Below are 24,897 nucleotides of genomic sequence, written 5' to 3'. Positions count from 1 at the left end.
TAGTTTATCATGCATGCCTAAGTGACCTTTTCCAACCCTTCTGACGCTATCAATACGCTTAGTCATGCGTAAGGTGCAGATATTTTATATAAGTGGATCAATACTATGTGGTTTAAAAACCTGCAAATTTATCGTTTTACCCGCCCTTTTGAACACACCATTGAAGCCTTGGAAAACACCTTAACGGATTTTGAATTTGCCCCTTGTGGCTCGCAAGACGTATCGAAATTTGGCTGGGTAAAACCCTTAGGCAAGTTTGGCCAAACTCTGACTCACGGCGCTGACGGCAACATTCTGCTTTGTGTTAAAAAAGAAGAAAAAATGCTACCGGGCCCAGTGATCAAAGACATGGTCGAAGAGCGAGCCCTCGCCCTTGAAGAAACCCAAGGCCGCGCATTAAAGAAAAAAGAAAAAGACGCGCTCAAAGAAGACATCATCATGGAGCTGCTGCCACGCGCCTTTAGCCGCACCAGCCAAACCTTTGCTTGGATCAGCCCAAAATCAGACTTACTTGTGGTTGACGCATCAAGCGCGAAAAAAGCCGAAGAGTTAATTGCCCTACTGCGTAAATGTTTAGGCAGCTTGCCGGTGGTGCCGCTAAGCCTAACCACGCCACCAGAGCTCACCATGACCGACTGGCTTAACGAAGGCAATATTCCAGCGGGCTTTAACATTGAAGACGAAGCCGAGCTACGCAGCGCCCTAGAGCACGGCGGCATTATTCGCTGTAAGCAGCAAGATTTAACCGCCGAAGAAATCAAAGCCCACTTAGACGCAGACAAGCTAGTGACTAAACTGGCGCTAAACTGGCAAGAAAACGTGTCGTTCATCTTAGGTGAAGACATGGGCGTGAAACGAGTTAAATTCTCAGACGTATTACGTGAAGAAAACGAAGACGTTGACGGCGATGACTTTGCCGCCCGCTTTGACGCTGACTTTGCGTTAATGACTGGTGAGTTAGAAGCCTTTATCCCCGCGCTAGTAGAAGCCCTTGGCGGTGAAGATAAAAAAGCGTAATTAGCTACTTTAATACCCACAAACCTGATGGGGTTTGTGGGTATTAAAGATTTATTCACACTTACTGACGTAGCTTGAAAATAGCATGGGCACTCGACATTTTAACGAATGGTATCGACTCCGCAAGCAACATCAATATGCAATAGTAAAGTTGCTAATGGTGAGTAATCAGAAAAGCCCATAGGTACTATTTTGCCTAACGTTTTGAATAAGCGGTGTGGCTTAGGTAGTCCGAAACTCTATTTGCTAGAGTCAAATTCCTTTTCAGACTTTTCCCACGCCCCCTCTAGGGTTTCATATGCATCAGAAAATCCTTGTTTCATATGGTCCCAGGCATCGTCTGAGCTTGTTTTCATACTGCCATACCATTCGGCAACTTGATTCCGTTGCTTGCGAAGTGCTCTAAGGTTCTCACGAGCTTCCTCGCGGGCAACATTACTCATTTTATCCCAGTTTTTGTCAACTCTCGCCTCTAGCGCATCGATACGCTTATCCAGTCTATCGAGGCCATTTTTTGCTTCTTGAACAGCTTCATCTTTTTTGTCTGCGGTGTATGAATCGATGGTTTGAAGCAAATCCTGAGTTTCTTTCTTAACCTCTTCTATTGAAGTGTCAGCGTTTTGTGCTTGGGCATAACACAGAGGAGTCACCCCCATTATGCCGGCCAACATCAATGCAAAGATATGTGATTTCATTTATTACATCCTTAATTATTGAATTCGAGCGAGTATGATATCTACTTGAATCTTGAACCAGCTGATTTCATTGCATTACTAAGAGAGTCCCACGCACTATCAATACCTGCCTTGAGGTCCTCCCAAGCATCATCACCAGCATCCTTAAGTTCGGTTAGTTTTTTTGTGGCAGTTTCCTGCATGGACCGCAGCTCCTCAATTTCCTTGTAGTACTCAAGTTGTGCATCACCTTCTGCATGGTCGGCTTTTGCCTTGAGTTTGTCGATTTCGGCACTCCACTCATCTAATTGCGCCTGAAGTTTCTTTTGGTATGCTTCTTTCATACTCATAACTTGCCTCCTTAATAGTAAAGTTATTAATAGTCAATAGAATCAAATGGCGATAACCCTCGCGGTTAACAGTGTTACTACTTCATAAAGCCTTTTGAACTGCCTCTAAGTAGTCAGGATCATTTAATTTTTCAGCACTATATTCTGGGCATGCTTTTATTTGCTCAACACTCATATGACACGTAAGCGTTTGATCTTCCCAGCTCAAACTCCCCAGTTTTTCAGGAGCAATCAGTACTTTTTTACCGCCTGGTAACCACTCTCTCGTGTCAAGCACAATGAAACGCAGCGACCAATTGTCGGTATCCCAAATAAAATCTTTTACATAGCCTTTCTTGCCATCACGCGCGACGATGCCATAGTGAGTTATCTCATCGGCAGAGCGTAAATGGTTACTGGGTTGTACATCATCTTGTTCTAATACCGGGGCCTTCTGGCGGGTAACTAATGCGGTGGGAAAAGTATATTGGCCCCAAGGCTCTGGACCCATCCAGTAATAGCCATAACCATAATAATCAAAATATTTTCTTTCAAACTCGCGGGAGACCGGCTCATGCTCTTCAATACCGGGGCTGTGTTTAACCAAGTCTTTTGACATGGAAACATTAAGCAATTGTTCTTCAAAATTAAAGTCGAGTAAGGAAATGGGACTGATTAAGGTTTTTTGACTTAATGGTACCCAAGGTTGTATATCAACGACCAAAAACCTGATAGTCCAATATCGATCATCAAAATACACATCTTTTACTTTTCCTATTTCGCCATCGACCGCATTAATGGTACTACCATTTAATTTGTTTAAATCAACTAACATTATTCATCCTAACTTGCCCGTGATAAGACATTTCAACCTAAAATTTAGTTAGAGGTCAAAGAATTGTTTTTATGAAAACAATGTTTAAAGCATAGTGAAACTATCCAAAATAAGCAAGAATTGGCTTTTTTATTATATATTAATGCTTTTATTTTAAAGAAATCCAACAAAACAGCCCTTTACAATATTTAGTAGACTAAATAATTTTAGTTGGTATAGTAATTAAATGATTGACGATTTTATTTACGTTGAACGGGGGTCTAGCTGACATCCTCTTTTACATCTTCACTGCAAGTGTCCCGTTACTTTGCCGCGCAGCACCCTAGAGCACGGCGGTATTATTCGTTGTAAGCAGCAAGATTTGACCGCAGAAGAAATTAAAGCCCACTTAGACGCCGACAAGCTAGTGACTAAACTGGCAAGAAAACGGAGACGTTGACGGCGATGACTTTGCCGCCCGTTTTGACGCAGACTTTGCGCTAATGACAGATGAGTTAGAAGCCTTTATTCCCGCGCTAGTAGAAGCCCTTGGTGGTGAAGATAAAAAGCGTAGCTGCTTCTAAGTTTGCTCGACCAAGAGTGTGAACTTTTTTGTGTTGTTGGTAAGGACTGTGAAGTATGGGAAGAAATCATGGATAAATTATCCGTATGAGATGGCATAACCTCTCACCAGATAACCACCACTAGCTACCCTAACACCTAAGAAGTCGATCAGGGAGGTGCAATGCACTTTTTTGTATTGCACGATAGTGCTTGGCCTTGTTAGTGGATTACGCAACTTGAACATCATTGAAATTTGGGTTTTCTTCAAGCAGCGTTTTAAAAAATACAAAGCAGTTATCAGAGGCATTCATTTTATTCTTGCCAAAGAGCTTCTCTTTAAAACTTCGGTACTTATCGACCTGGAATACCCACTCGATTTCATCTTTTGGATTATCGCCTTTTTCGAAGTAGGCACAAGCGCCAATTAGATAGTTATTGCCTTCAAACTCCAATTCACTATACCAACCCCAATCTTCTGCATCAGGTTCAGTAATTTCGATTTTCCCCGCCAACTCAGATTTGAGCCAAGCAAGCAGAGATATACCGTAGATCGGATTAATGGGATTCTCTTTTTCCTTAGAAACATCAAACATTGATGTCTTAAAGTGTATGGCTTGGTTCATGGCTCTCCTTGCCCACTAACGCCCGCAGCTGCGGACGACTTGTAGCGACGAAGGAGCGGAAGGGCGTTCCGACAGCCTGCGCTTGATAAATGTTTTTGGTAAGCACATGCTCTGCAATTTTAAAAGCAGCAGACATCACCTGACCACGTTGTGGATAGTCATTTGGGACTACCTCAATCTCTTGAACTTCAAGGTTACCATTGTGCTTTTCATTTGCACTTTGCACCCCTGCCAATACTTCTTCAATATGCCTATCACGCTCAAACTGTATCTCAGCCTCTTCTTGCTTTAAGGCGAGACGCTTAACCACAAGGACGCCGTCTTCTGGCATTTTACGAACTACTTTATTGAGACAAGAACCCTTCCTGGACCTGTGACATGCTGCCTCCGATAATATGTACTTTCGTGAATGCTCATAAACTAGGCCATTGCTGTTTTAATCCGACTAGATGAACAATACCAAAAGATAAACAAATAATTGAACTCCAAACCCAAAACTCAGGTGAGCGCCCCATAGGTGACTTTACAAAGAAGAAACCAACTATCCCACGGACAAAATAGATTAACGTTATTAATATGAGAGCTAAACGAATTAAAGGGAGTTTGAAAATAACCCCAGCAGCAGAAAACGCATACATTGACCAAGTTACGAGAACTAGTGCAACCCCACTAGTTATGAGTGTTGGTTTTATACTCCCTTGCTCAGAAAGCAACGCCATTTTCTCTCCTGCACCAAAGAAGCGATACCAAGATGCACCAAAATAAATACAGCCAAAATGTAGAATGGCAGCTATTGCACTTAATGTACCTGCAGCAATAAGAAAAATATTCATACCTTGTTGAGACCTCCGTTTAACCTAACAGTGTATTACACACTTTTCTTGGCAAAGCCACACGCTAACGTCTAGACCTAACCCATTAAAATAATTATTTATCAAAACTTTAGCCTCATAAATCGACTGTTAACTCTAATCCAAGAGGAAAACAAACCAAGACTCAACATTACCGAGACCTAATTTGGCCCCCGTAAATCAGTGGGCTGATATTTTTTGTGATTATATATCAATGAATTAAGAACTCGATGTGAACAAAGCGAGACTTTTGCATTTTATTTACCGAGCCAAAACTTGGCAGAACCAGCCAAACCCCATTATAACTGTATAAATAAACAGAAATAATTAAATATCCATTTATAGGGAGTATCGGAGCAGATTTGCGCGCTCGTCGTTGTAGCTTGCCAACCAAAAGACGTATCTATTTTGGATTCACCAGTTCATTTATTTCCATTACATACGCCCCTCAACAATCTCGCTCGGTTGATGGCTATGTTCTCATTTCATGCAACTAAACTCGCAGTGCAGGGTTTCTTTATCATCAAATGCAAAGTAGTAGACATCATCGCCATGATGCTTCCCATTCCCTCGAAACGAACATTCACCCGTTTTCATTACGCGCATTGCGGTTAAAAAGCAGATAGAGAATTTTTCTTCAAAATCCTTTTTATAAACAGGCACAGTACAACCTGAGATGCCGCTCATTTCCCAACGTTCACCTTTAAATATCAATGCGTCATGCTTAGAGCCACCATAGCCAAGCTCTTTTATTGAGCAATCTTTTTCATCGTTATAAAAAGTAACAAAATCGCCACTAACCGCTTGAAAAGACAATAACAATAACCCTAGGTATAGATATTTCATCGTTTTTTTCCTTCAATAAAAAAATCATCAATTTAATCAACATTAGTTTTGGCTAAGCACATGACCATTGAATATCGTATGAATGAGTAGCAAAGCTTCGTTTTCAGGGATGAAAACGCAGAGCGTATAGGGACATATTCACAGCGGTTTTGCGGATTATTCATACGATAATATTTATCCCAAGCTCAGGTTAATTACGTGTTACCAATATCAGCTTTATTTCTTCTTAATCGGAAAATAAAGCTTCATCACCGACTCATCGCTATTGGCCGCAGATTCTGGGCCATAATATTCAAAGAAATAACCACCCGTGTGGTCATAGCCAGAACTGGGGAACCAATCGAGCATAATGGCTTGCCAAAACTCGGTATAGCGGTTGTCCATCACCCCTTTGAACTCAAACACGGCGTAGGTATTTTTCGGGATCTCGCGCGAAACGGTTTCACTCGCTAACGAAGCTGGAAAGCTTGCCCCCTGAAGCAGCTCACAACCCACCATATATTCCAGCTGATTGGACTTAGTGAAGTTATAGACCGAGAGATCTTGGGTGCTTAGCCCGATGCCCGCTTTATTGTTACAAGTGCTGATATCTATGCCTGAGTTATTTACCCGTGGCCACAGCTCGGTTAGCTGTTGATTGCCTTCATAACCTGACGCAGCAATGCCGGTCAGGGTAAAGGCGTCTAACTCAACAATTTGTGGCTTAGGCGCCAGCGAGTTAGACATCGCGGCAAGTGACGCTGGTGGCTCTGCTGGTAAAGCGTTGGCAAAATGCTGCGAGAAAAACTGAAACACCTCCTGCTCAATCAATAAGTTTAATCGGTCAGCATGGCCGCCCGGATACTCACTATAAAACGCGTTAATGCCTTTTTGCTCAAGCTCGCTTGATAGCACGCGCAGATCGCCGCGAATAGCTATGTCTTTATTACCCACATCAAGCTTAATGGCGGTCACTTTCTCTTTGATATTCTCCAGCTGGTTGGCCGACAGCTGATTAAGGGCGGTCATGATGCTGTGGGCGCTGATGCGTTCAACCGTTTGCTGGGTAAAGGGCACCTCGGCATACAAGGGCGCGGTATTGCTCGGCGCAAATGCTAAAGCGACGGAATAGTTAATGGTTTCCCACCAGCTCCATTGATCTTTTGGTTTTGACAAGCCAGCGTTAATGTCAGCCAGTTGCGCATCGGTTTTCATGTTACTTAACCAATGCTCGCCCACCAAAGCTGGGCTCATGGCATATACGCCGGAAAACAACTCGGGATAGTTAATCGCAAAATTAAGGGCGCCATAGCCACCCATTGAACTGCCGGCGATGCCGCGTTGTTGATTGGTGCGATAGTTTGCCTCCACATAAGGTATCACGTCTTTAAGGATGTAATCCTCCCAGCTGCCACCCGACGTTGAGTTGCTATACCAGCCACCTTTGGCATGCTCGGTAAAACTGTCTGGCACCACGATGATCATTTCGTTAATTTGCTGCTGCGCGTATAAGGTTTTCAGCGCGTTGGTAACATTAGGCTCACCGCCAATATTAGAAAACCAACCATAAGCGTTGGCGCCTAATCCGTGCAGTAAATACACCACGGGATAAGTTTTGCTGCTATCGCTGTGATAAGAGGGTGGCAGTGAGATAATCAGCTCACGCTGGGCCTTAATGGGTAATACATTGTTTTGCAAAGATGGACTGGTAATGGTCACCGTTTCGACCGTTGGCTGTTTCGGCACTTCTTTTTCGGCAAAGCAACCGCTAACAAGCAGCGCACAGGCCATGGTTATCATCGTGCTTAATGCATTTTTCATCAAATTATCCCTAACTGTTTGCATCCACTGAATCTTTATCGATAAAAAATTAACCCTTACAGAGGCTAGCCCTATTATTTTTTTATCAAACACAAAGCCTAATGTTATTGTACGACCATATTTTTTACGAACTGATTAAACAAAGGCATAGAGCGAAACAATACCTAAAAGACATAATATGTCAACACTGAATTTATATTTTATTGACCAAAAACACGTAAACATGGCTTTATCCGACTCACTAGGCGAGAGGGTTGGCTCTCGGTAATCGCGCTATAAGCTTGAAATCTACTCTATGCTTAAAACCATGTAGGCAAAACGTACTAAGTTGTTATGTATCAAGTAAGCAAGGTTGAGTCGTTAAACGGGATCAGGGGATTTGCCGTATTACTGGTACTGCTCTCTCATGCATCTAACGTCGGGCTAAGCCTGCATCCCGCTTTAAGCTTCAGTGGCGCAGGACGGTATGGGGTATTTCTCTTTTTTGTATTAAGCGCCTTTCTGTTAACGCGACAATTTATTGAATATCAGCCGACAAGAGAGCAATTATGGCCGTGGGTCAAACGTTATTTATTGCGCCGATTAATCCGAATTTATCCCCTTTTCGTCGCTGCACTACTCACATATTGGCTTATTACCCACCTGCACCTTGGCTTGCGACTAGAGGTCATTTCCCTTGATGACGTCGTCGCTGCTATATTCTTACTCGACGGCAAAGACATCTTTTGGACGATTCCGGTCGAATTTCAATATTATTTTTTACTGCCCATTGCGTATTTATTACTCAATAAAATCACATCTATATGGCGCACGAGTGTCATTTTGATGGTATTTTCGGTTGCTTGGTGGCTGCTTTTTCCACCTGAGTATGTCGCTAATTTACTGCCCTTTTTACCGATTTTTGTGCTCGGCTCTGGCTGCGCTTTTCTCTCACACCAATTAACGGAATACCTTAATCATCATCCCGGTCGCTTCCTTCGATTAGCCCTCAATGCCCTCGCCTTAGCAAGTTTGTCGGCTTTCTTTTTGTTAACTCCCGGTTTTTATAATCAATTATTTTCCGCAGAGGTTGTACGAACCGAATTCCATGAACAATTTATGCTATTGGCTCTGGTGAGCTGTGTTTTAGTGGTGTCAGTGGTTCACGGTAATGGCATCGTAAAAAAAGTGATGGAAAGCCGCCTGCTTATTTTTTGGGGTAATGTTAGCTTCAGCGCCTATTTAGGGCACATGATAGTGTTAGCCTTCTGCCGAAAACTGACCTTGGCGGTGGAATTTAAACTATTAATATTTCTGTTTTTGACCTCGGGGTTATCATACCTATCGTTCAAATTTTTTGAGCTTCCCTTGTCCAAGCCGAAAAATTTCAAGAAAATCGCTTTTGTGTTTAGCTCTCTAAGACTAAATAACAAGAAATCGAGCTAGAATAGTAAGTTACCTGAGTGCTGGATAAGCAAAATAGTATGTTTTCCGCTTGTAATAGGCTTAAGCGAAACTGAAGCTAAGTTAACAGTTTAAGACGCAGGTATATCCAAGCTGAGTTTTAATTTTGCTACTTCTTGGGCAGAAAGCTGGCGCCACGCGGCCAAAGCTAAGCCCTCTAAGGTTAAATTTGCCAGCGCCACGCGCTGTAAATCAATCACCTTATAGCCCAGCATTTGCGCCATTTTGCGAATTTGTCGATTGAGCCCTTGGGTTAATACAATTTCAAACTGATCCGGGGCGATCCGTCTTATTTGGCAGTGCCGAGTTAAACCATCTCTTAGTTGCACACCCGCCGCCATAGCCAGTAAAAACGCCTCATCAAAAGCGCGCTCTACTTGCACTAAGTAGGTTTTTGGGTGATAAAAATCGGGATGAATTAATCGCTGACACAAATCGCCATCATCAGTGAGTAATAGCAAACCGTGCGAGTCTTTATCTAACCGCCCTACTGGGTAAATACGCCCGGCATCAACGGGTAACAAGTGCAATAAACTGGCGCTGTGATGCGCCCTTAAATTACAGTCCACGCCAACAGGTTTATTAAATAGCCAATAACTAAAGGCGGCTTTTAGGGTTAAGGTTTGCCCTGCTAACTGCACCAAATCACCCGTTTGAACATGATCAATGTGCTCGGCAATACGGCCATTGAACATCACCTCACCGGCATCAATATGACGTGATGCTTGGCGACGAGAGCAGTGGCCTGATAGCGCAATAAAACGCGCCAAGCGCATATTAAGTGGAGCATCGGCTACAGTCTGATCAACTAATATCACTTGTCGAGTTCATTCCAAGTAAAGTATTCAGGCGTGTCCGGCAAATCTAATAAGCTTTGTTTCAAAAAGGTGGGATATAAGTTCACTTTGGCTATTTCGCTGAGCTTAAACCAACGAAAACGTAGCCTTCCACCATGTTCAATACATACCAAGTCTTCGCTCATATCGAAAGGCACATCTGGCTTTAATCGGGTAAGAAAATAGTGCCCTAATTCGTGATATTTTAACTCACCATCGACGAAAAAGTTTTCTACCAGCCACAATGGCCGGAGAACGTCACTGACAATGCCAAGCTCTTCCATCAACTCACGGGTAACTGTCTCTTGCGCCGATTCTAAAAATTCAACTCGACCACCGGGTAAGGTCCAAAAATCATCATTAATGCCTTGGTGAATTAACACATGGCCTTGCTCAATAATGACGGCAGCACTGCGAAAATTAAAGCAATGACCATCACGAGTAAAATTTAACATCTATCGAGCTCTCAAGGTTGTTCTTGCCCCATTTAAGGGGCGAGTAAATATTAGTTAGCAAATAGGCCGGTGGCTAAAAAAGCACTAATGGCGGTTAGCACGCGTCGATTGGTCATCAAAAAGGTATGAGTGACTGGCAGCGTTAAGTGAGCTTTCATACCCGCAATTTTAGTGCTGCTGACACTTACTTTGCCGTCGTTAGGTCTGGGCATTAACGTCGACAAAATCAAGTTGACGCTGCGAGTGCCCGCAATCACGCCCAGTTCATAATCAACTGCGCCAAGTCGCTTAGGCATACTCATTTCATCGGTGCCTAATTGCAAACCTGCCTCGCCATTAATCCATTTAAATAAGCGTAAATGGCCAAGCTTATCAACAATCTCACTGCCTTGATTGGGCGGCGCTAACATCACTACTCGGCCTAATTGTTCTATTTTATGCTTGGATAAATATGCCCGCACCAAAATACCGCCTAGTGAGTGGGTGACAAAATGAATGGTGTGGTCCGCTTGGCACTGCGCTAACGCTTGTGGCATGACCTGATTAGCTAGGGTCATCACATCATGTTGGCGCGAAGCGTAGCCGAGGTTAACCACTTGATAACCTTGACGGCGCAAGTGCTTGGCGATGGTATTCATTGAGCGCGGCGTTCTCACTAAACCATGCAATAAGATCACTGTTTCTTTCTTAACATGAGCGTCTTGATTCATTGCTGCTCAATCCATTCATACAAGTGCTCAACGTTGGCTGGGTATTCGCGCTTAAGTTTTTCAACCCAGTCGTCAATGTTATCCCACCACGCGGGCAAGTCAGGCGATTGCGCCTTTTGCGCCAGCTCACGTAAGCGTTTTAAACCGATCGAGCCAGCGGCGCCTTTGATTTTGTGCGCTTCATTGACAATGCCGTCTTGATCGCGGGCGATGAGGTTTGACTCTAAGACGGCCAAGTATTCAGGCATTAATTTTTCAAACAAAGCCACACTTGAAATAAGCGTTGGCTTACCCACCGCGCCTAAAAAGTCACCCAGCATTTCAGTATCTAATAAGGTTTCCAGCTTTACTTCAACGTGATCATGGCGATGAACAGCAACCGGTAAAGGCTCATGTGCGAATAGCTCACTCACCATGGCGGCAACCGCTTCCACACTAAGGGGTTTACTAATGGCATCGTCCATGCCTTGTTCAAAATATTCCGTTCGATCATTAATCACATTGGCGGTCAGTGCTACCACAGGGCATAGATCGTCGCCAAAACGATCGCGCAATTTAGCCACTACTTCAAAACCACTGAAGTCGGGTAATTGAATATCGAGTAAAATGAGTTGATAAGCATGCTGCTCTGCCATATCTAATGCCGCTTGCCCGGTCATGGCGACCGAGACTTGATGACCCAATTTTTCCAGTAATGCTTTGGCAACGGTGACATTCAGCTCGACGTCTTCCACCAGCAAAATATCGAGATTGGGCAAGGCCTTAACTTGCTCACTTAACTCATTAAGTGTTTTCGGTACATCAACTGTCAGCTCAACCGCAAACACTGAGCCTTTGCCCAGCTCACTGGTCACTAATATTTCACCGCCCATCGCGCTCACTAGCTTATGTGACACCGCTAGCCCGATACCGGTTCCGGTGGCTTGCTTGGTGCCTTTAACCTGATAATACATCGAGAATATTTTCTTAATTTGATCTTCCGGTATGCCGATACCTGAATCTTGTACTTCCATGCGAATACGCGCTTTATCTTCACCTAATGCCATCGAACTGACACGAATATCAACGCGCCCCTGATCGGTAAATTTGACCGCATTGCTGATCAAGTTCCACATTACTTGGCGTAAACGGGTACCATCGGCTTCGATATAATCCGGTAGATTAGGCGCATTTTCACAAGCTAGATAAAGATTTTTTTGCTGCGCTTGGATATGCGCCAAGCTTTCTAAATCTGAAACAAAGTCATGAAAATTGAGCGGCTGCTTGACGATTTCTAAACGCTTTCGATCCAGCTTATCTAAATCAATAATATCGTTAAAAATATTGCCTAGGGTGGTGGCACTAACATGAATGGTTTTAAGGTACTTACGTTGCTGCTGACTAAGCTCGCCATCGAGCAGCATGCGGCTTAAGCCAACAATGCCATTGAGGGGCGTGCGCAGTTCGTGGCTAATGGTGGAGATAAAGGTGGTTTTATCACGACTGGCTTTCTCAAGTTTTTCTTCGTATTTTTTGCGCTCGGTGATATCGCGACCAAAGCCCAATAAGCCTAAACGTTTACCTTTTTGATCAAAAAAAGGCACCTTACTTAATTCAAAGTTTGCTTTGCGACCTGATGGAAATTCCAACCATTGCTCGTAGGTAAGAGGCTCGTTAGATTCAAATACGGCGGCGTCGGTTTCAATTATTTTCTCAGCGATATCAGAGCGATAAACATCTCTTGGCGTGAGGCCGATTAATTGCGATTCGGTGCGGCCCGTGAGCTCTTCGACTGCTTTGTTACAGCCTGAAAAGCAGCCATCTTCACTGCGGTAGTAAACTAAGTCCGGCGAGCTATCAATAAATGAGCGCAGTAATGCCGTTTTATCTTCTAAAGTGCGCTGCGCTTCTTCGCGCTGCTTTATTTCGTTTTCTAATTCAGTCATCGCCGCGCTGCGAGCGCGCTCTGCTTTTTTACGCTGCTCAAATTCTTGATGCATTTGTTCGATAGTTTGGGTTAACTCTTGGGCGCGCTCTAGGTCTCGCTCGCGCATCTGTTGCAGTTTTTTTACCATCAGACTTGATTTCTTTCGTGCCAGCTCCAATTGATCCACTACGGCTGAAAAAAAGTATATTGCCCATGGCGCAATTAACAGGCCAAAAAATACCGAGCGGATCAGGTCTATTTGCTTAACCTCTCCCGACAAAAATAGAGTGACGGCAATTTGTACAAAAAGCGCCAACAAAATCAGACAAGTAGCCATCATTAAACTGAATTTAAAGATACCTAAGCGGGTTAAGTATGAAACATAAAACTGCGACCAGACTTTCATTTTTTTCATGCAAGCACTCCCTTTTATGGTGTCAATAATAAACGACCTAAGTTGAAAAACCTTGGTTTTTTATGGTTTTTAATCTGCCCTTAGGGGTTTATAATTCGCGGCCTTATCAAAATTTGAGCCAAAACACCTTTGCTCAATGATAGAATTGGGTCTGTTTTAGTAGTAATCAGGAGTATCGCCTTAATGTCATCATCAATGCCGGACGTTGCCAATAGTGCCTTCGCCCAAAAAGAAGGACTATTAGACTGGGTTGGAATGAGCCAAATAGAGTTACCTCTGATGGTTTCAAGTGACAATCAAACTGCACGCCAAGTCAGTGCAAAAGCAGAAGCTTTTGTGAACCTGACTGACGCCAAAGCCAAAGGCATTCATATGTCGCGCTTGTATTTGTTACTTGATGAATTATCAGTTAATGGCGAAGTGACCTTAGCGAGCCTAAAACAATTATTAGATGAGTTTTTAATTAGTCACGATGATTTAAGCAATCAAGCCCATTTAAAATTGTCGTTTGATTATCATTTACGTCGCAAGTCACTGATCAGCGGTAAGCAAGGCTGGAAAGCCTATCCTGTGGTACTAACCGCACGCCAAGAAGACGACAACTTTGAGCTTGAGCTTGAATTAAACGTACCGTATTCGTCAACTTGCCCTTGCTCTGCAGCCTTAGCGCGCCAGTTGATCCAACAAGCTTTTAACGACAACTTTGCCGCAGGCGAAAGCCTCGACAAAGAAGCCGTACATGCATGGTTAGGTACAACACAAGGCATAGTAGCCACGCCGCACAGTCAGCGCAGCAATGCGCAAGTAAAAGTAAAATTAACCAATGAAAACCAATATCTTCCCATTATTGAAATTATTGATTTGGTTGAGCAAGCGCTGCAAACGCCAGTACAAGCAGCGGTTAAGCGTGAAGATGAGCAAGAATTTGCGCGTTTAAATGGCCAAAACCTAATGTTTTGTGAAGATGCAGCACGCCGTTTACAACATGCATTAACGCCACGCGATGAATTTGCCGATTTTTGGGTACGCGTAAACCATTATGAAAGTCTTCACGCCCATGATGCCGTTGCGGTTACGACAAAAGGAGTGCCAGGCGGCTTTAAGCCTTAACGCTAGCTGTTCTGTTAACAATTTAAAAAGGCGCCAAGCGGCGCCTTTTTATTTGCTTAATAGCTAACTGGCCGGAAAAATGTCCGATTGTTTACATTACTTCACGCTTAAATCCACTTCCGATAAAATTGCGTTTTACTTTGACTCAGCAGGTAAGCTAAACCCAAATTTAAAATAACGATCACCATATAGAAGCACCAGAGCTCTCCTAAATTGAGTTGAGCGACGAAGTTTTGCGTGGTCGATAAAGAAACATTACCTTGCTTACTAGGCAACCAAAGTAATGTCATAAATGGCGATATGGTAAAGAGGAAAATAACTGAAATATGCCTAGACCAGAATAAATTACGTATTAATCCAAAAGAAATAACAAAGAATACGCTGGCGACTGTTGCAACAAAAACAGGTTTAGGCGAAACCAGAATAGCAGATCCCCACCATAGTCCTATACCGATAAATATAAATGCGCTTAAATAACGAGCCGCTTTCGACACATTTGGGTTAATAGCCATTAATACTTTTACCTTACGTCTAGCTAATCCACTATGCCCGCTAACTCTTCAAAGTGCAGTAATTGGTTTCTGCCGCTGTCTTTGGCTTGATATAACGCTAAATCTGCTTGTTCAATTAAAGTGTCGTAATCTAAATCTGGATCGGGCGTCAGGGTGGCGACCCCCAAACTCACCGTAATATGCTTAGCAACCTGTGAATGAGCATGAGGAATATTTTTATTTTCTACTGCTTGGCGGATCATTTCAGCAATATGCTCTGCGCCATCTTTGTCAGTATCGGGCAGTAAAATAACAAACTCTTCACCGCCATAGCGCGCCACTAAATCGGTAGCTCGCTTTGATGCATCCTTGATCGTACTGGCTACTAAGGTCAGCGCTTGGTCACCTTCTTGATGGCCATAGTTGTCGTTATACGGCTTGAAAAAGTCGATATCTAACAAGATCAGCGACATCGACTGCTCTTGGCTAATACTGCTACGCCAGTAATAACGCAACTGTTCATCAAAACTACGTCGATTCGCCACTTGGGTTAAGCTATCAATGAAGCTAAGCTCTTCTAACTTACCGATTGCGTCCGCTAATTGCTGCTCAGTATCCTTACGCTCGGTAATGTCATGGGTCACCATCAAAATAGCGGATTCGTTATCAAGTGGAAACACAAACGGATTCTTCACCACTTCAAGCCATTGTTGCTTGCCTTGGGGCAAAAACACCAGCTCTTCATACTTCACACTGTCGTTAGCACGAAATATTTGTTTATGCTGGCGTTTATTCCAATCAACTTTATCATTTGGCAAAATATTTGCGACAGCTTGATTAATCACTTCAGGTAAGGGCTTTTGTACCATGGCATCGGCAAAGGCATGGTTAGCCACTTTACATAGTCCCGCTTTTGTCACTATCGCGACCGGATCAGGATAATCATTAAACATGGCCATCAAGGAAGCGGTTAAATATTGCGCTTTCTCAGCATCGCATTCTTGTCGAGTCATGATTTGAGACTGATTCAATACTACTAGTAAAGCGTAAATATGTTGCTGTTCATTTTCCATGGGATAGACAACAACATCATCACCACACTGCACCTGTCCCAACCAAGCCGCGGATTCTAATGGACGCTGACGCGCTAACTCATCTTTAGACAATACATCTCTGTCGCGCTTGCCTATTACATCACTATTATTTAAGCCAAATAAATCGGACCAAAGCTTATTACAAGCGAGCACCACGCCTTGTTTATCTTTAATGCAAGCAGGGCTGGTAATTGCCGCTAACACATCACGCAGTAAGGCTTGTTGCTGCGGTAAAGGACGAAAATCAGGCTGCGAAGTCAAACGGCAAAGTTGGCATAGCCAATGGTAGTGCTTACCCTGCTGAATACGTTTGGCATTTAAAATGAAAAAGTGCCAGCTCCCCGCTAAACAGGTTAAACCAATTTGCTGGTTTACAATTTCACCTTCATCCAAACTGGTTTGAATTAAATTGACTACAGGTTGAAGGCAATCAGGCAGCGGCTGCTTATATAGACTGGATGGACACAACTGTAGCTGTTGTGCCATCGCGTTCGCTTCAAGTAAATACTTACCATCTTGACTAATAATCACTGAAGCAAAAGGCATCACGGAAAGCGGAAACGCTTTGTTGCTCCTTTTGCGCTTAACGCCACGCACCATAAAAATAGTTAATGCTGCAACAATGACAATGGGTAAAACAATCCACCACCACATTCCCGATATAGAAAGCCATTTAGCGTCGAGTTTTTGCAACTCAGAAGCACTGATCAAGTTAGCGCCCCAACTGATCCAATCAATTAATTCACCCTGTGTAGGCTCTACTTGGGCCACAATGTCTAGCTCGGCCAAATCATAAACGCTCATAAATAGGGTAAGTAAATCATCACTGTGCCCAACTCCTGTATCAATACTAACCGTCGCAATGGCATCGATATCTCCCTGAATTAAATGCCACATCAGCGCGATAGAAGAATCATAAGCGCTGGCCTGAACGTTAATCTGCTGTGCCACGTTGTCACTTAAATAACCTTTGCTTGCTACATAACCTAAACGAACAAGTTGCTGCTTGTCCTGCAATGCTCGTGAAATAACCCGTTGGTTTTTATTTAAATAATATAATTTTACTTTTAATCCTACTAAAGGAATGCGCAATAAATCAGGATCATAGCTTTGTGAAGAAAGAGAGAGGTGAATATTGCGCGTATCACCTAAGGCAGACTCCGTTTGAGTCTGCACATTCACCTTAATTCCCGTATTTCTTGACCACAGCGCCCAATAATCCGTTAACACGCCTGTTAAAAGATTGTCTTGATAAAAACCTAAGGGTAAATGCTCGTTCGGGACTATCAAGTTGATAGAATTAGGCTTTTCTGTATCTAATAGATTATCCGCGCTAAAGGCAAAGCTGTTAAAGCCTGCAAAAAAACCAACAGATAAGCAATAGATTATTAATTTAAAACACTTATTAAACATTCAATAGTGGCTTAGCGCCCCCTTTTCCATAGCCCATCATTATTATGAATGACTGCGCTTATTTAACCAGTCTTAAACAATTTATCCATTGAAACATCCGTGTTGGCTCACAGAACGTTCCAATTATTAAGTATCTTCAATAACTTTAAGATACGCGTTCAGCGAAAATTACTTGGGTAAAGATAGCCTGAATTTGTTTGACTGCCTTGAGGGCCAGACTCAGCTAACCCTTGCGCCACCGCGATGATCCCTTTCCAGCGCTCTTCACACCAATCAGGCGCTATCAAAGTAGGTTTTCTGGCAGTGGCTGATACTCGGTGAAATACCACATGCGCCGGCGTGCGCTGAATCATCATCACCGCTGCCGCCACATACTCCTCTAGAGTGAGCGCAGCTAATTTACCTGCGGCATAAGCTTTGGCCATGGTTGAGCCTGTCACAATATGCAAAGGGTGTAATTTAAGCCCATCAACGCCTAATGTCACGACCCTATCGATAGTCTGCTGATAATCAAGCAAACTCTCTCCGGGCAACCCAACAATTAAATGAGTGCACACTTTTATCCCTAACGCTCTGGCTTTTAGGCATACTGTTTCATATTCGGCCCAGCCGTGACCACGATTAATGCGCTTTAAGGTTTTATCATTACTGGTTTGTAAGCCAAGCTCGAGCCAAATTTCAAAGCCTTGTGCGCGATAGCCTGCCAGTAACGCTAATACCGCATCAGAGACACAATCTGGCCGAGTGCCAACACATAATCCCACTATATTACGATACGCCATGGCTTCCCGATAAAGCCTGTCTAATTCAAGCACCTCGCCATAAGTGCTGGTGTACGCCTGAAAGTAAGCCAAATATTTCGTGCTCTTTGCCTTAAGTTGCTCAGCTTTTATAGCTAACTGCTCCGCAATGGATTGCACGGCAATGGTTTCGTCGGCAAAAGAGGCGACATTACAAAAGGTGCAGCCACCACGGCCCAAGGTGCCATCTCGGTTTGGGCAAGTAAAATTGCCATGTATGGTGAGCTTACGCACCGTTTCACCGTAACGAGACTTTAAATCTTGGCCTAGGGTATTCACCCAATGATGTAGCTGCATAGCGTTTACTTCAATCTCTTCAATCAAAGTCGACATGCTAACCACCTGATTAAAATAAGTTGTAGAGGTAAATCAAACAAGCATTAAGTAAGGGATTATTATATTTTTAACAAAGCAGTAAACTTTTTGTTTAAAAAACAGCCTAAACTTAAGCTTAATCACCAAAATAACGAATATCTATACCCAAACAACCTCGAGATGCAGGATTCAGAGCCAGAAAGCAAGTTGATAGACAGCTGAAAAGGTTAAACAAAAATAAATGTTAACAAATCTAGTTAAATGTAAACGAAATTTGACTCCTTGTGTTTTTCTGGTTAGTTTCTCGCCAACTTAACGAATACACATCATCGCAGGCTAAGTTGATACTCATATAAAGTTAGCGATGATAGGAATTGGAGCAAAGTTATGTCTCTTTACCACCCGTCTTTTGAACGTGATAACTGTGGCTTTGGCTTAATAGCCCATACTAAGGGCGAAACCAGCCATAAGCTGGTTCGCGTTGCTATTTCCGCTCTAGACAGAATGAAACATCGTGGCGGTATTTCCGCTGATGGTAAAACCGGCGATGGCTGTGGTTTATTAATGCAAAAACCAGACAGCTTTTTTCGTGCTGTCGCCCAAGAAAACGACTGGAATTTAGGCCGTAACTACGCCATCGGTACGCTTTTTCTAAGCCAAGATAGTGAAAAAGCTAAATTAGCCAAACAAATTATCAGTGAAGAGCTCGCCCGCGAAACCCTGACCTTAGTAGGCTGGCGCACCGTACCTATTGATCTTAATGTATTAGGCGATATTGCCAAGCAAAGCGTGCCTGATATTCAGCAAATCTTTATTAACGCACCAACGGGTTGGCGCGCGTCAGACTTACAACGTCGCCTTTATCTGGTGCGCCGCCGCATTGAAAAGCGTATCAACGATGATGACGACTTTTATATTGCCAGTTTGTCGAATCAAGTGGTGATTTACAAAGGCTTGGTGATGCCAGAGGATTTACCGATCTTTTACTTGGATCTGGCCGATATTCGCATGGAAACCAGCATCTGCTTATTCCACCAGCGTTTTTCAACTAACACCTCACCACGTTGGCCACTGGCACAACCGTTTCGTTTATTGGCGCACAACGGTGAAATCAACACCATCGAAGGCAATCGCCAATGGGCCAAGGCACGCTCTTATAAATTTGGCTCACCACTATTGCCCGACATGCAAGATGCTGCGCCCTTTGTTAACACCTCTGGATCAGATTCATCTTCATTAGATAATATGGTGGAGTTATTTCTTGCTGGTGGCATGGATTTATTTCGTGCCTTTCGTTTAGTGGTGCCGCCCGCGTGGCAAAAACACCCATCAATGGACGACGACCTCAAAGCCTTCTACGACTTTAACTCTATGCACATGGAGCCGTGGGATGGTCCTGCCGGCATCGTGATGACAGACGGTCGTTTTGCCGGTTGTGGCTTAGACCGTAATGGCCTGCGCCCTGCTCGCTACGTGATCACCAAAGACAACTTTATCACCCTTGCTTCTGAAGTCGGTATTTGGGATTACCAACCCGATGAGGTAGTTGAAAAAGGCCGCGTTGGCCCTGGTGAGTTGTTTGTTATCGACACTAAAACCAGCAAGTTATGGACCTCATTTGAAATTGACCAAGACTTAAAAAGCCGCCACCCATACCGCGAGTGGCTCAGTGCCAACAGCCAACGTTTGCAGCCATTTAGTCAAATTGCTGATAACGCCATTGGCGCGCGGCAAATGGATGAGCTGACACTGAAGAGCTATCACAAATCGTTTGGCTATTCTGCTGAAGAAATTGAGCAAGTGATCCGTGTATTGGGCGAAATCGGTCAAGAAGCCACAGGCTCTATGGGCGATGACACACCAATGGCGGTGTTATCGCAGCGGCCGCGCAGCTTGTATGACTACTTTAGACAAAAGTTTGCTCAAGTCACTAACCCGCCCATTGACCCGCTGCGTGAAAGTCACGTGATGAGCTTGGCCACTTGTATTGGCCAAGAGCAAAACGTGTTTAACGAAACTACCGGCCATGCTAACCGCGTGATGTTTGACTCACCTATTTTGCTTTACAGTGACATCAAGCAATTACTGGCACTGGATCAGCAACACTATCAACATGGCCAGATAGACCTCACCTTTAGCGTCGATGAGGGCTTAGACGCGGCGGTTGAGCGCATTGCCCAACAAGCCGTTTCGTTAGCGCAAAGTGGTACGGTATTGCTGGTGTTATCAGATAAAAACATTTCACCAGAGCAACTTCCTATCCCTGCCGCGATGGCGGTGGGCGCAGTGCAACAGGCACTGGTGAATAACAACCTACGCTGTGACACTAACATAGTGGTTAAAACCGCCAGCTGCCGTGACCCACACCAATTTGCCGTGTTACTCGGCTTTGGCGCAACGGCTATCTATCCGTATTTAGCCTATGAAACCTTAGGCCAATTAGTCGATAACGGCGCCTTAAACCTTAACCTGCGCGATGCCCTTGATAATTATCGTAACGGTATTAATAAAGGCTTGTACAAAATCATGTCGAAGATGGGCATTTCAACGGTGGCCAGTTATCGCTGCTCGCAGTTATTTGAAGCCATCGGCATTGATGACGAAGTCATTGAGCGCTGCTTTAAAGGCGTCACCTCTCGCATTGCCGGCGCAAAATTCACTGATTTTGAACAAGATGCACTGCGTTTACATAGACAAGCCTACATTCATCGCAAGCCACTTGAGCAAGGCGGCTTACTCAAATACGTGCATGACGGTGAATACCACGCCTACAACCCTGATGTGGTGACCAGTTTGCAAGTGGCGGTGAAGTCAGGTGATTACCAAGACTATAAAGTGTTTGCCGATACGGTCAACCAGCGCCCCGTTTCCAGTCTGCGCGATTTATTTAATCTTACCAGCGATACCAAAGCCATTGCACTTGACCAAGTGGAAGCGCCGGAGTCTTTGTATCAGCGCTTTGACTCGGCCGCCATGTCCATTGGTGCACTCGGCCCTGAAGCTCATGAGGCCTTAGCAATTGCGATGAATACCTTAGGTGGTCGCTCGAATTCAGGAGAAGGCGGTGAAGACCCCGCTCGCTTTGGTAACAAACGACTATCAAAAATCAAACAAATTGCATCGGGGCGCTTTGGCGTTACGCCGCACTATTTAATGAATGCCGAAGTCATTCAAATTAAAGTAGCGCAAGGAGCCAAGCCCGGTGAAGGCGGCCAATTACCCGGCCATAAAGTGACCGCACAAATTGCCAAGTTACGCTATTCCACGCCAGGTGTAGCGCTAATTTCACCGCCGCCTCATCATGATATTTATTCAATCGAAGACTTAGCGCAGCTGATTTTTGACATTAAAGAAATTAATCCAGATTGCTTAGTCTCGGTTAAATTAGTGTCCGAGCCCGGTGTCGGCACCATAGCAACCGGTGTGGCAAAAGCCTATGCCGACTTGATCACTATTTCTGGCTATGACGGCGGCACGGGCGCGAGCCCATTAACCTCAGTAAAATATGCGGGTAGCCCTTGGGAGCTCGGCCTTGCTGAAACCCATCAAGCACTCGTTGCCAATAACCTCCGTCATAAAGTGCGCCTGCAAGTGGATGGCGGCCTTAAAACCGGTTTAGATGTGATCAAAGCAGCCATGCTCGGCGCGGAAAGCTTTGGCTTTGGCACTGGGCCCATGGTGGCCTTAGGTTGTAAATATTTACGTATTTGCCACCTCAACAACTGCGCTACAGGTGTGGCGACTCAAGATGAAAAGCTGCGCCGCGACCACTACCACGGCTTACCTGAAATGGCGATGAACTACTTTAAGTTTATCACTCAAGAAGCCCGTGAGTTGATGGCGCAATTAGGGGTAAAACAGCTAACAGATTTAATTGGTCGCACCGATTTACTCTTGGTCAAAGACGGCGAGAGCCAAAAACAAAGTAAGCTAGATTTATCAGCTATTTTGTATGCACCGAAAAGTGTTATGGGGCATCCTTTATATTGCACCGAAACCAACCCGCCGTTTGATAAAGGCGAACTTAACCGCAAATTAGCAGAGCAGCTAAGTGATGCGATTACGCATAAATCCGGCGGTGTCTATCGTCATACTATTCGCAATACCGACCGCTCCGTAGGCGCGATGATTTCAGGCATCATCGCCAAGCAACACGGTAATCAAGGCATGGCTGGCGACCCGATCAAGATCATCCTCAACGGCACCGCAGGTCAAAGCTTTGGCGTATGGAATGCCGGCGGCGTCGAGCTTTATCTCACCGGTGACGCCAACGATTATGTCGGCAAAGGCATGGCGGGGGGTAAGTTAGTGATCCACCCTCATGCGGGCGTGGCGTTTAAATCTCACGAAGCCGCTATCATAGGCAATACCTGCTTATACGGCGCCACTGGCGGTCAGCTATTTGCCGCCGGCTGCGCGGGCGAGCGTTTTGCGGTGCGTAACTCCGGCGCCCATGCCGTGGTTGAAGGCATCGGTGACAATGGCTGTGAATACATGACCGGTGGCATTATAACCGTATTAGGGGAAGTGGGCGTTAACTTCGCCGCGGGGATGACCGGCGGTTTTGCTTATATTCTTGATGAATCAGGAAACTTTAGCGAGAAGCTAAATCCTGAGCTGGTGGAAACGATTGAGTTAGATGATTTAATCATTCACCAAGAGCACCTTCGCGGCCTGATCAACTTGCATTTAGAGGAAACAGGAAGTGAGCGCGCCGAGCATATTTTGGCGAACTTCCATCAATATTTGCCACTGTTTAGATTAATTAAACCGAAATCCGCGGAGCTTTCATCATTGTTAGGCCACCGTAGTCGTTCCACTGCCGAGCTACGGGTTGAAGCCCAATAAGGAATTATTATGAGCCAGAATGTCTTTCAATTTATCGACGTACAACGCATTGATCCGCCGAAGAAACCGATCACCGTGCGCAAAGAAGAGTTTATTGAAATTTACAAACCCTTCAACGATAGCCAAGCGCAAATGCAGTCGGATCGCTGCATCGAATGTGGTAACCCATATTGTGAGTGGAAATGTCCGGTGCATAACTACATTCCTAATTGGTTAAAGTTGGCGACCGAAGGCAAGATTTTAGAAGCGGTCGAGCTATGTCACCAAACCAATAGCTTGCCCGAGGTGTGTGGCCGCGTGTGTCCACAAGACAGATTATGTGAAGGGGCTTGTACCTTAAACGATGATTTTGGTGCGGTGACCATCGGTAACGTAGAAAAATACATTACCGAAAAAGCCTTTGAAATGGGTTGGCGTCCTGATATGTCACAAGTGGTTGCCACTGATAAAAAAGTAGCCATTATTGGCGCGGGGCCTGCTGGCCTTGCTTGCGCCGATATATTAGCGCGTGGCGGCGTCAAAGCCGTGGTGTTTGATCGCTACCCGGAAATTGGTGGCCTACTTACGTTTGGCATTCCGCCATTTAAGCTGGAAAAATCAGTGATGATCCGCCGCCGAGAAGTGTTCGCTTCAATGGGCATTGAATTCAAGCTCAGCGTCGATGTCGGTAAGGATATCGCCTTTGAAGATTTACTCAGCCAGCATGACGCGGTATTTGTCGCCACCGGCACTTACACCAACATGCGTGCCGGTCTGGAAAACGAAAGTGCGCCCGGCGTATACGATGCCCTGCCCTTTTTGGTTTCGAACATTAATCGTTTAATGGGGTTTGAAAACTCACCCGCTGATTTTATTGACATGAAAGGTAAAAAAGTAGTGGTGCTCGGCGGCGGTGATACCGCCATGGACTGCGTTCGCACTTCAATTCGTCAAGGCGCACAAAATGTGTACTGTGCTTATCGCCGTGATGAAGCCAATATGCCCGGCTCAAAACGCGAAGTACAAAACGCCAAAGAAGAAGGCGTCGAGTTTATTTTTAACGTGCAGCCTACTGCCATTGAGCTTAACGACCAAGGTGAAGTGTCTGGGGTTAAGATTATTAAAACCAAGCTTGGCGAGCCGGATCAAAATGGCCGTCGTCGCCCTGAACCAATCGAAGGCTCTGACGAAGTACTCGCGGCGGATGCCATCATCATGGCGTTTGGTTTTCAGCCCAGCCCTGCCCCTTGGCTTGGCCAACATGGGGTCGACCTTGATCAGTGGCAACGCATTAAAGCGCCAGCAAAAGGCGCCTTTGCGTTTCAAACCAGTAATGAAAAAATCTTCGCTGGCGGCGATGCCGTACGCGGCTCAGACTTGGTGGTAACCGCCATTGACGAAGGCCGCAAAGCAGGTGATGGTATTATGGATTATCTTGGCGTGTAACCATTAACCTCTAACCCGCATCTAGGCATCTAGGCATCTAGGCATCTAGGCATCTAACATCCAGTTTTTAAGTGTTAGATGCCTATCGGGTGTGATATGTTCAGCTCACGTTCATCAC

The 24,897-nt window shown here is 44.7% G+C and carries 20 protein-coding genes and 1 pseudogene; 6 read left to right on the top strand and 15 right to left on the bottom strand.

Going from position 1 to position 24,897, the window contains the following annotated elements:
- Positions 1-105 precede the first annotated feature (105 nt).
- Complete coding sequence (gene rdgC, locus K6Y31_RS06180) at positions 106-1,017, top strand: recombination-associated protein RdgC (protein WP_233051934.1); 912 nt, start codon at positions 106-108, stop codon at positions 1,015-1,017.
- Between the two features lie 239 nt (positions 1,018-1,256).
- Here the strand turns inward: rdgC (K6Y31_RS06180) and K6Y31_RS06175 are convergent, their stop codons facing one another.
- From K6Y31_RS06175 to K6Y31_RS06165, 3 genes are all read right to left on the bottom strand, one after another.
- Positions 1,257-1,712 (bottom strand): sll1863 family stress response protein, encoded by a 456-nt coding sequence (locus K6Y31_RS06175; RefSeq protein WP_233051933.1) that lies wholly within the window; start codon positions 1,710-1,712, stop codon positions 1,257-1,259.
- A 41-nt stretch (positions 1,713-1,753) separates the two neighbouring features.
- Positions 1,754-2,041: a sll1863 family stress response protein gene (locus K6Y31_RS06170; RefSeq protein ID WP_233051932.1), complete on the bottom strand. Its 288-nt coding sequence runs from the start codon at positions 2,039-2,041 to the stop codon at positions 1,754-1,756.
- 82 nt (positions 2,042-2,123) lie between these two features.
- On the bottom strand, positions 2,124-2,855 hold the full coding sequence (locus tag K6Y31_RS06165) for a PRC-barrel domain containing protein (RefSeq protein ID WP_233051931.1): 732 nt from the start codon (positions 2,853-2,855) through the stop codon (positions 2,124-2,126).
- A gap of 316 nt (positions 2,856-3,171) precedes the next feature.
- On the opposite strand from K6Y31_RS06165, the pseudogene rdgC (K6Y31_RS06160) reads away from it, so the two are divergent.
- Positions 3,172-3,418 (top strand): annotated as a pseudogene (gene rdgC / locus K6Y31_RS06160) (recombination-associated protein RdgC); the annotation flags it as partial.
- A 207-nt stretch (positions 3,419-3,625) separates the two neighbouring features.
- Here the strand turns inward: rdgC (K6Y31_RS06160) and K6Y31_RS06155 are convergent.
- From K6Y31_RS06155 to K6Y31_RS06135, 5 genes are all read right to left on the bottom strand, one after another.
- The gene (locus tag K6Y31_RS06155; protein WP_233051930.1) at positions 3,626-4,021 is read right to left on the bottom strand and encodes a hypothetical protein; all 396 of its coding nucleotides are present in this window, start codon (positions 4,019-4,021) and stop codon (positions 3,626-3,628) included.
- Positions 3,999-4,352 (bottom strand): hypothetical protein, encoded by a 354-nt coding sequence (locus tag K6Y31_RS06150; protein WP_233051929.1) that lies wholly within the window; start codon positions 4,350-4,352, stop codon positions 3,999-4,001. Before K6Y31_RS06150 ends, K6Y31_RS06155 begins: the two co-directional genes overlap by 23 nt.
- Before the next feature lie 82 nt (positions 4,353-4,434).
- A complete protein-coding gene (locus K6Y31_RS06145) occupies positions 4,435-4,854 on the bottom strand; it encodes a hypothetical protein (RefSeq protein ID WP_233051928.1) in 420 nt (139 codons plus the stop codon).
- A 498-nt stretch (positions 4,855-5,352) separates the two neighbouring features.
- Complete coding sequence (locus K6Y31_RS06140) at positions 5,353-5,718, bottom strand: hypothetical protein (protein WP_233051927.1); 366 nt, start codon at positions 5,716-5,718, stop codon at positions 5,353-5,355.
- Between the two features lie 216 nt (positions 5,719-5,934).
- Complete coding sequence (locus tag K6Y31_RS06135; protein ID WP_233051926.1) at positions 5,935-7,518, bottom strand: alpha/beta hydrolase-fold protein; 1,584 nt, start codon at positions 7,516-7,518, stop codon at positions 5,935-5,937.
- Between the two features lie 333 nt (positions 7,519-7,851).
- Between K6Y31_RS06135 and K6Y31_RS06130 the strand changes: the two genes are divergently transcribed.
- The gene (locus tag K6Y31_RS06130; RefSeq protein ID WP_233051925.1) at positions 7,852-8,943 is read left to right on the top strand and encodes an acyltransferase family protein; all 1,092 of its coding nucleotides are present in this window, start codon (positions 7,852-7,854) and stop codon (positions 8,941-8,943) included.
- 89 nt (positions 8,944-9,032) lie between these two features.
- On the opposite strand, the gene K6Y31_RS06125 is transcribed toward K6Y31_RS06130, so the two are convergent.
- Genes K6Y31_RS06125 through arcB form a run of 4 tightly spaced genes read right to left on the bottom strand, consistent with a single transcriptional unit; the run spans position 9,033 to position 13,283 of the window.
- Positions 9,033-9,737, bottom strand: coding sequence for an RNA pseudouridine synthase (locus K6Y31_RS06125; protein ID WP_233052127.1), 705 nt, complete (start codon positions 9,735-9,737; stop codon positions 9,033-9,035).
- 38 nt (positions 9,738-9,775) lie between these two features.
- Entirely contained in the window at positions 9,776-10,252 is a 477-nt protein-coding gene (locus tag K6Y31_RS06120) for an NUDIX hydrolase (RefSeq protein WP_233051924.1), read from the bottom strand.
- 50 nt (positions 10,253-10,302) lie between these two features.
- Positions 10,303-10,962 (bottom strand): esterase/lipase family protein, encoded by a 660-nt coding sequence (locus tag K6Y31_RS06115; protein WP_233051923.1) that lies wholly within the window; start codon positions 10,960-10,962, stop codon positions 10,303-10,305.
- Positions 10,959-13,283: an aerobic respiration two-component sensor histidine kinase ArcB gene (gene arcB / locus K6Y31_RS06110; protein WP_233051922.1), complete on the bottom strand. Its 2,325-nt coding sequence runs from the start codon at positions 13,281-13,283 to the stop codon at positions 10,959-10,961. The genes K6Y31_RS06115 and arcB overlap by 4 nt, the downstream gene beginning before the upstream one ends.
- A 183-nt stretch (positions 13,284-13,466) precedes the next feature.
- On the opposite strand from arcB, the gene folE2 reads away from it, so the two are divergent.
- Complete coding sequence (gene folE2, locus K6Y31_RS06105; protein ID WP_233051921.1) at positions 13,467-14,393, top strand: GTP cyclohydrolase FolE2; 927 nt, start codon at positions 13,467-13,469, stop codon at positions 14,391-14,393.
- 107 nt (positions 14,394-14,500) lie between these two features.
- Here folE2 and K6Y31_RS06100 read toward each other — a convergent pair whose 3' ends face one another.
- From K6Y31_RS06100 to mnmL, 3 genes are all read right to left on the bottom strand, one after another.
- Positions 14,501-14,905, bottom strand: coding sequence for a hypothetical protein (locus K6Y31_RS06100; protein ID WP_233051920.1), 405 nt, complete (start codon positions 14,903-14,905; stop codon positions 14,501-14,503).
- A gap of 23 nt (positions 14,906-14,928) precedes the next feature.
- Positions 14,929-17,391 carry a transporter substrate-binding domain-containing diguanylate cyclase gene (locus K6Y31_RS06095; RefSeq protein WP_233051919.1) on the bottom strand — a complete coding sequence of 821 codons (2,463 nt, stop codon included), beginning with the start codon at positions 17,389-17,391 and terminating at the stop codon, positions 14,929-14,931.
- A gap of 158 nt (positions 17,392-17,549) precedes the next feature.
- The gene (mnmL, locus tag K6Y31_RS06090; protein WP_233052126.1) at positions 17,550-18,488 is read right to left on the bottom strand and encodes a tRNA modification radical SAM protein MnmL/YtqA; all 939 of its coding nucleotides are present in this window, start codon (positions 18,486-18,488) and stop codon (positions 17,550-17,552) included.
- Positions 18,489-18,893: 405 nt separating this feature from the next.
- On the opposite strand from mnmL, the gene gltB reads away from it, so the two are divergent.
- Together gltB and K6Y31_RS06080 are read left to right on the top strand one after the other, a co-directional pair.
- Positions 18,894-23,354 (top strand): glutamate synthase large subunit, encoded by a 4,461-nt coding sequence (gene gltB / locus K6Y31_RS06085; RefSeq protein WP_233051918.1) that lies wholly within the window; start codon positions 18,894-18,896, stop codon positions 23,352-23,354.
- 9 nt (positions 23,355-23,363) lie between these two features.
- On the top strand, positions 23,364-24,779 hold the full coding sequence (locus K6Y31_RS06080; protein WP_233051917.1) for an FAD-dependent oxidoreductase: 1,416 nt from the start codon (positions 23,364-23,366) through the stop codon (positions 24,777-24,779).
- Positions 24,780-24,897 lie beyond the last annotated feature (118 nt).

This window comes from Motilimonas cestriensis (genome assembly GCF_021295315.1).
Classification (GTDB): Bacteria; Pseudomonadota; Gammaproteobacteria; order Enterobacterales; family CBDFNC01; genus Motilimonas; species Motilimonas cestriensis.
The sequence above is the reverse complement of the archived record's forward strand: the minus strand, read 5'-3'. Positions and strand labels throughout refer to the sequence as shown.

Bases quoted from the DNA above. Each gene is read 5' to 3' on its own strand.
- rdgC (WP_233051934.1), top strand. From the start codon at position 106: ATGTGGTTTAAAAACCTGCAAATTTATCGTTTTACCCGCCCTTTTGAA.
- K6Y31_RS06175 (WP_233051933.1), bottom strand. From the start codon at position 1,712: ATGAAATCACATATCTTTGCATTGATGTTGGCCGGCATAATGGGGGTG.
- K6Y31_RS06170 (WP_233051932.1), bottom strand. From the start codon at position 2,041: ATGAGTATGAAAGAAGCATACCAAAAGAAACTTCAGGCGCAATTAGAT.
- K6Y31_RS06165 (WP_233051931.1), bottom strand. From the start codon at position 2,855: ATGTTAGTTGATTTAAACAAATTAAATGGTAGTACCATTAATGCGGTC.
- K6Y31_RS06155 (WP_233051930.1), bottom strand. From the start codon at position 4,021: ATGAACCAAGCCATACACTTTAAGACATCAATGTTTGATGTTTCTAAG.
- K6Y31_RS06150 (WP_233051929.1), bottom strand. From the start codon at position 4,352: ATGCCAGAAGACGGCGTCCTTGTGGTTAAGCGTCTCGCCTTAAAGCAA.
- K6Y31_RS06145 (WP_233051928.1), bottom strand. From the start codon at position 4,854: ATGAATATTTTTCTTATTGCTGCAGGTACATTAAGTGCAATAGCTGCC.
- K6Y31_RS06140 (WP_233051927.1), bottom strand. From the start codon at position 5,718: ATGAAATATCTATACCTAGGGTTATTGTTATTGTCTTTTCAAGCGGTT.
- K6Y31_RS06135 (WP_233051926.1), bottom strand. From the start codon at position 7,518: ATGAAAAATGCATTAAGCACGATGATAACCATGGCCTGTGCGCTGCTT.
- K6Y31_RS06130 (WP_233051925.1), top strand. From the start codon at position 7,852: ATGTATCAAGTAAGCAAGGTTGAGTCGTTAAACGGGATCAGGGGATTT.
- K6Y31_RS06125 (WP_233052127.1), bottom strand. From the start codon at position 9,737: ATGCGCTTGGCGCGTTTTATTGCGCTATCAGGCCACTGCTCTCGTCGC.
- K6Y31_RS06120 (WP_233051924.1), bottom strand. From the start codon at position 10,252: ATGTTAAATTTTACTCGTGATGGTCATTGCTTTAATTTTCGCAGTGCT.
- K6Y31_RS06115 (WP_233051923.1), bottom strand. From the start codon at position 10,962: ATGAATCAAGACGCTCATGTTAAGAAAGAAACAGTGATCTTATTGCAT.
- arcB (WP_233051922.1), bottom strand. From the start codon at position 13,283: ATGAAAAAAATGAAAGTCTGGTCGCAGTTTTATGTTTCATACTTAACC.
- folE2 (WP_233051921.1), top strand. From the start codon at position 13,467: ATGTCATCATCAATGCCGGACGTTGCCAATAGTGCCTTCGCCCAAAAA.
- K6Y31_RS06100 (WP_233051920.1), bottom strand. From the start codon at position 14,905: ATGGCTATTAACCCAAATGTGTCGAAAGCGGCTCGTTATTTAAGCGCA.
- K6Y31_RS06095 (WP_233051919.1), bottom strand. From the start codon at position 17,391: ATGTTTAATAAGTGTTTTAAATTAATAATCTATTGCTTATCTGTTGGT.
- mnmL (WP_233052126.1), bottom strand. From the start codon at position 18,488: ATGCAGCTACATCATTGGGTGAATACCCTAGGCCAAGATTTAAAGTCT.
- gltB (WP_233051918.1), top strand. From the start codon at position 18,894: ATGTCTCTTTACCACCCGTCTTTTGAACGTGATAACTGTGGCTTTGGC.
- K6Y31_RS06080 (WP_233051917.1), top strand. From the start codon at position 23,364: ATGAGCCAGAATGTCTTTCAATTTATCGACGTACAACGCATTGATCCG.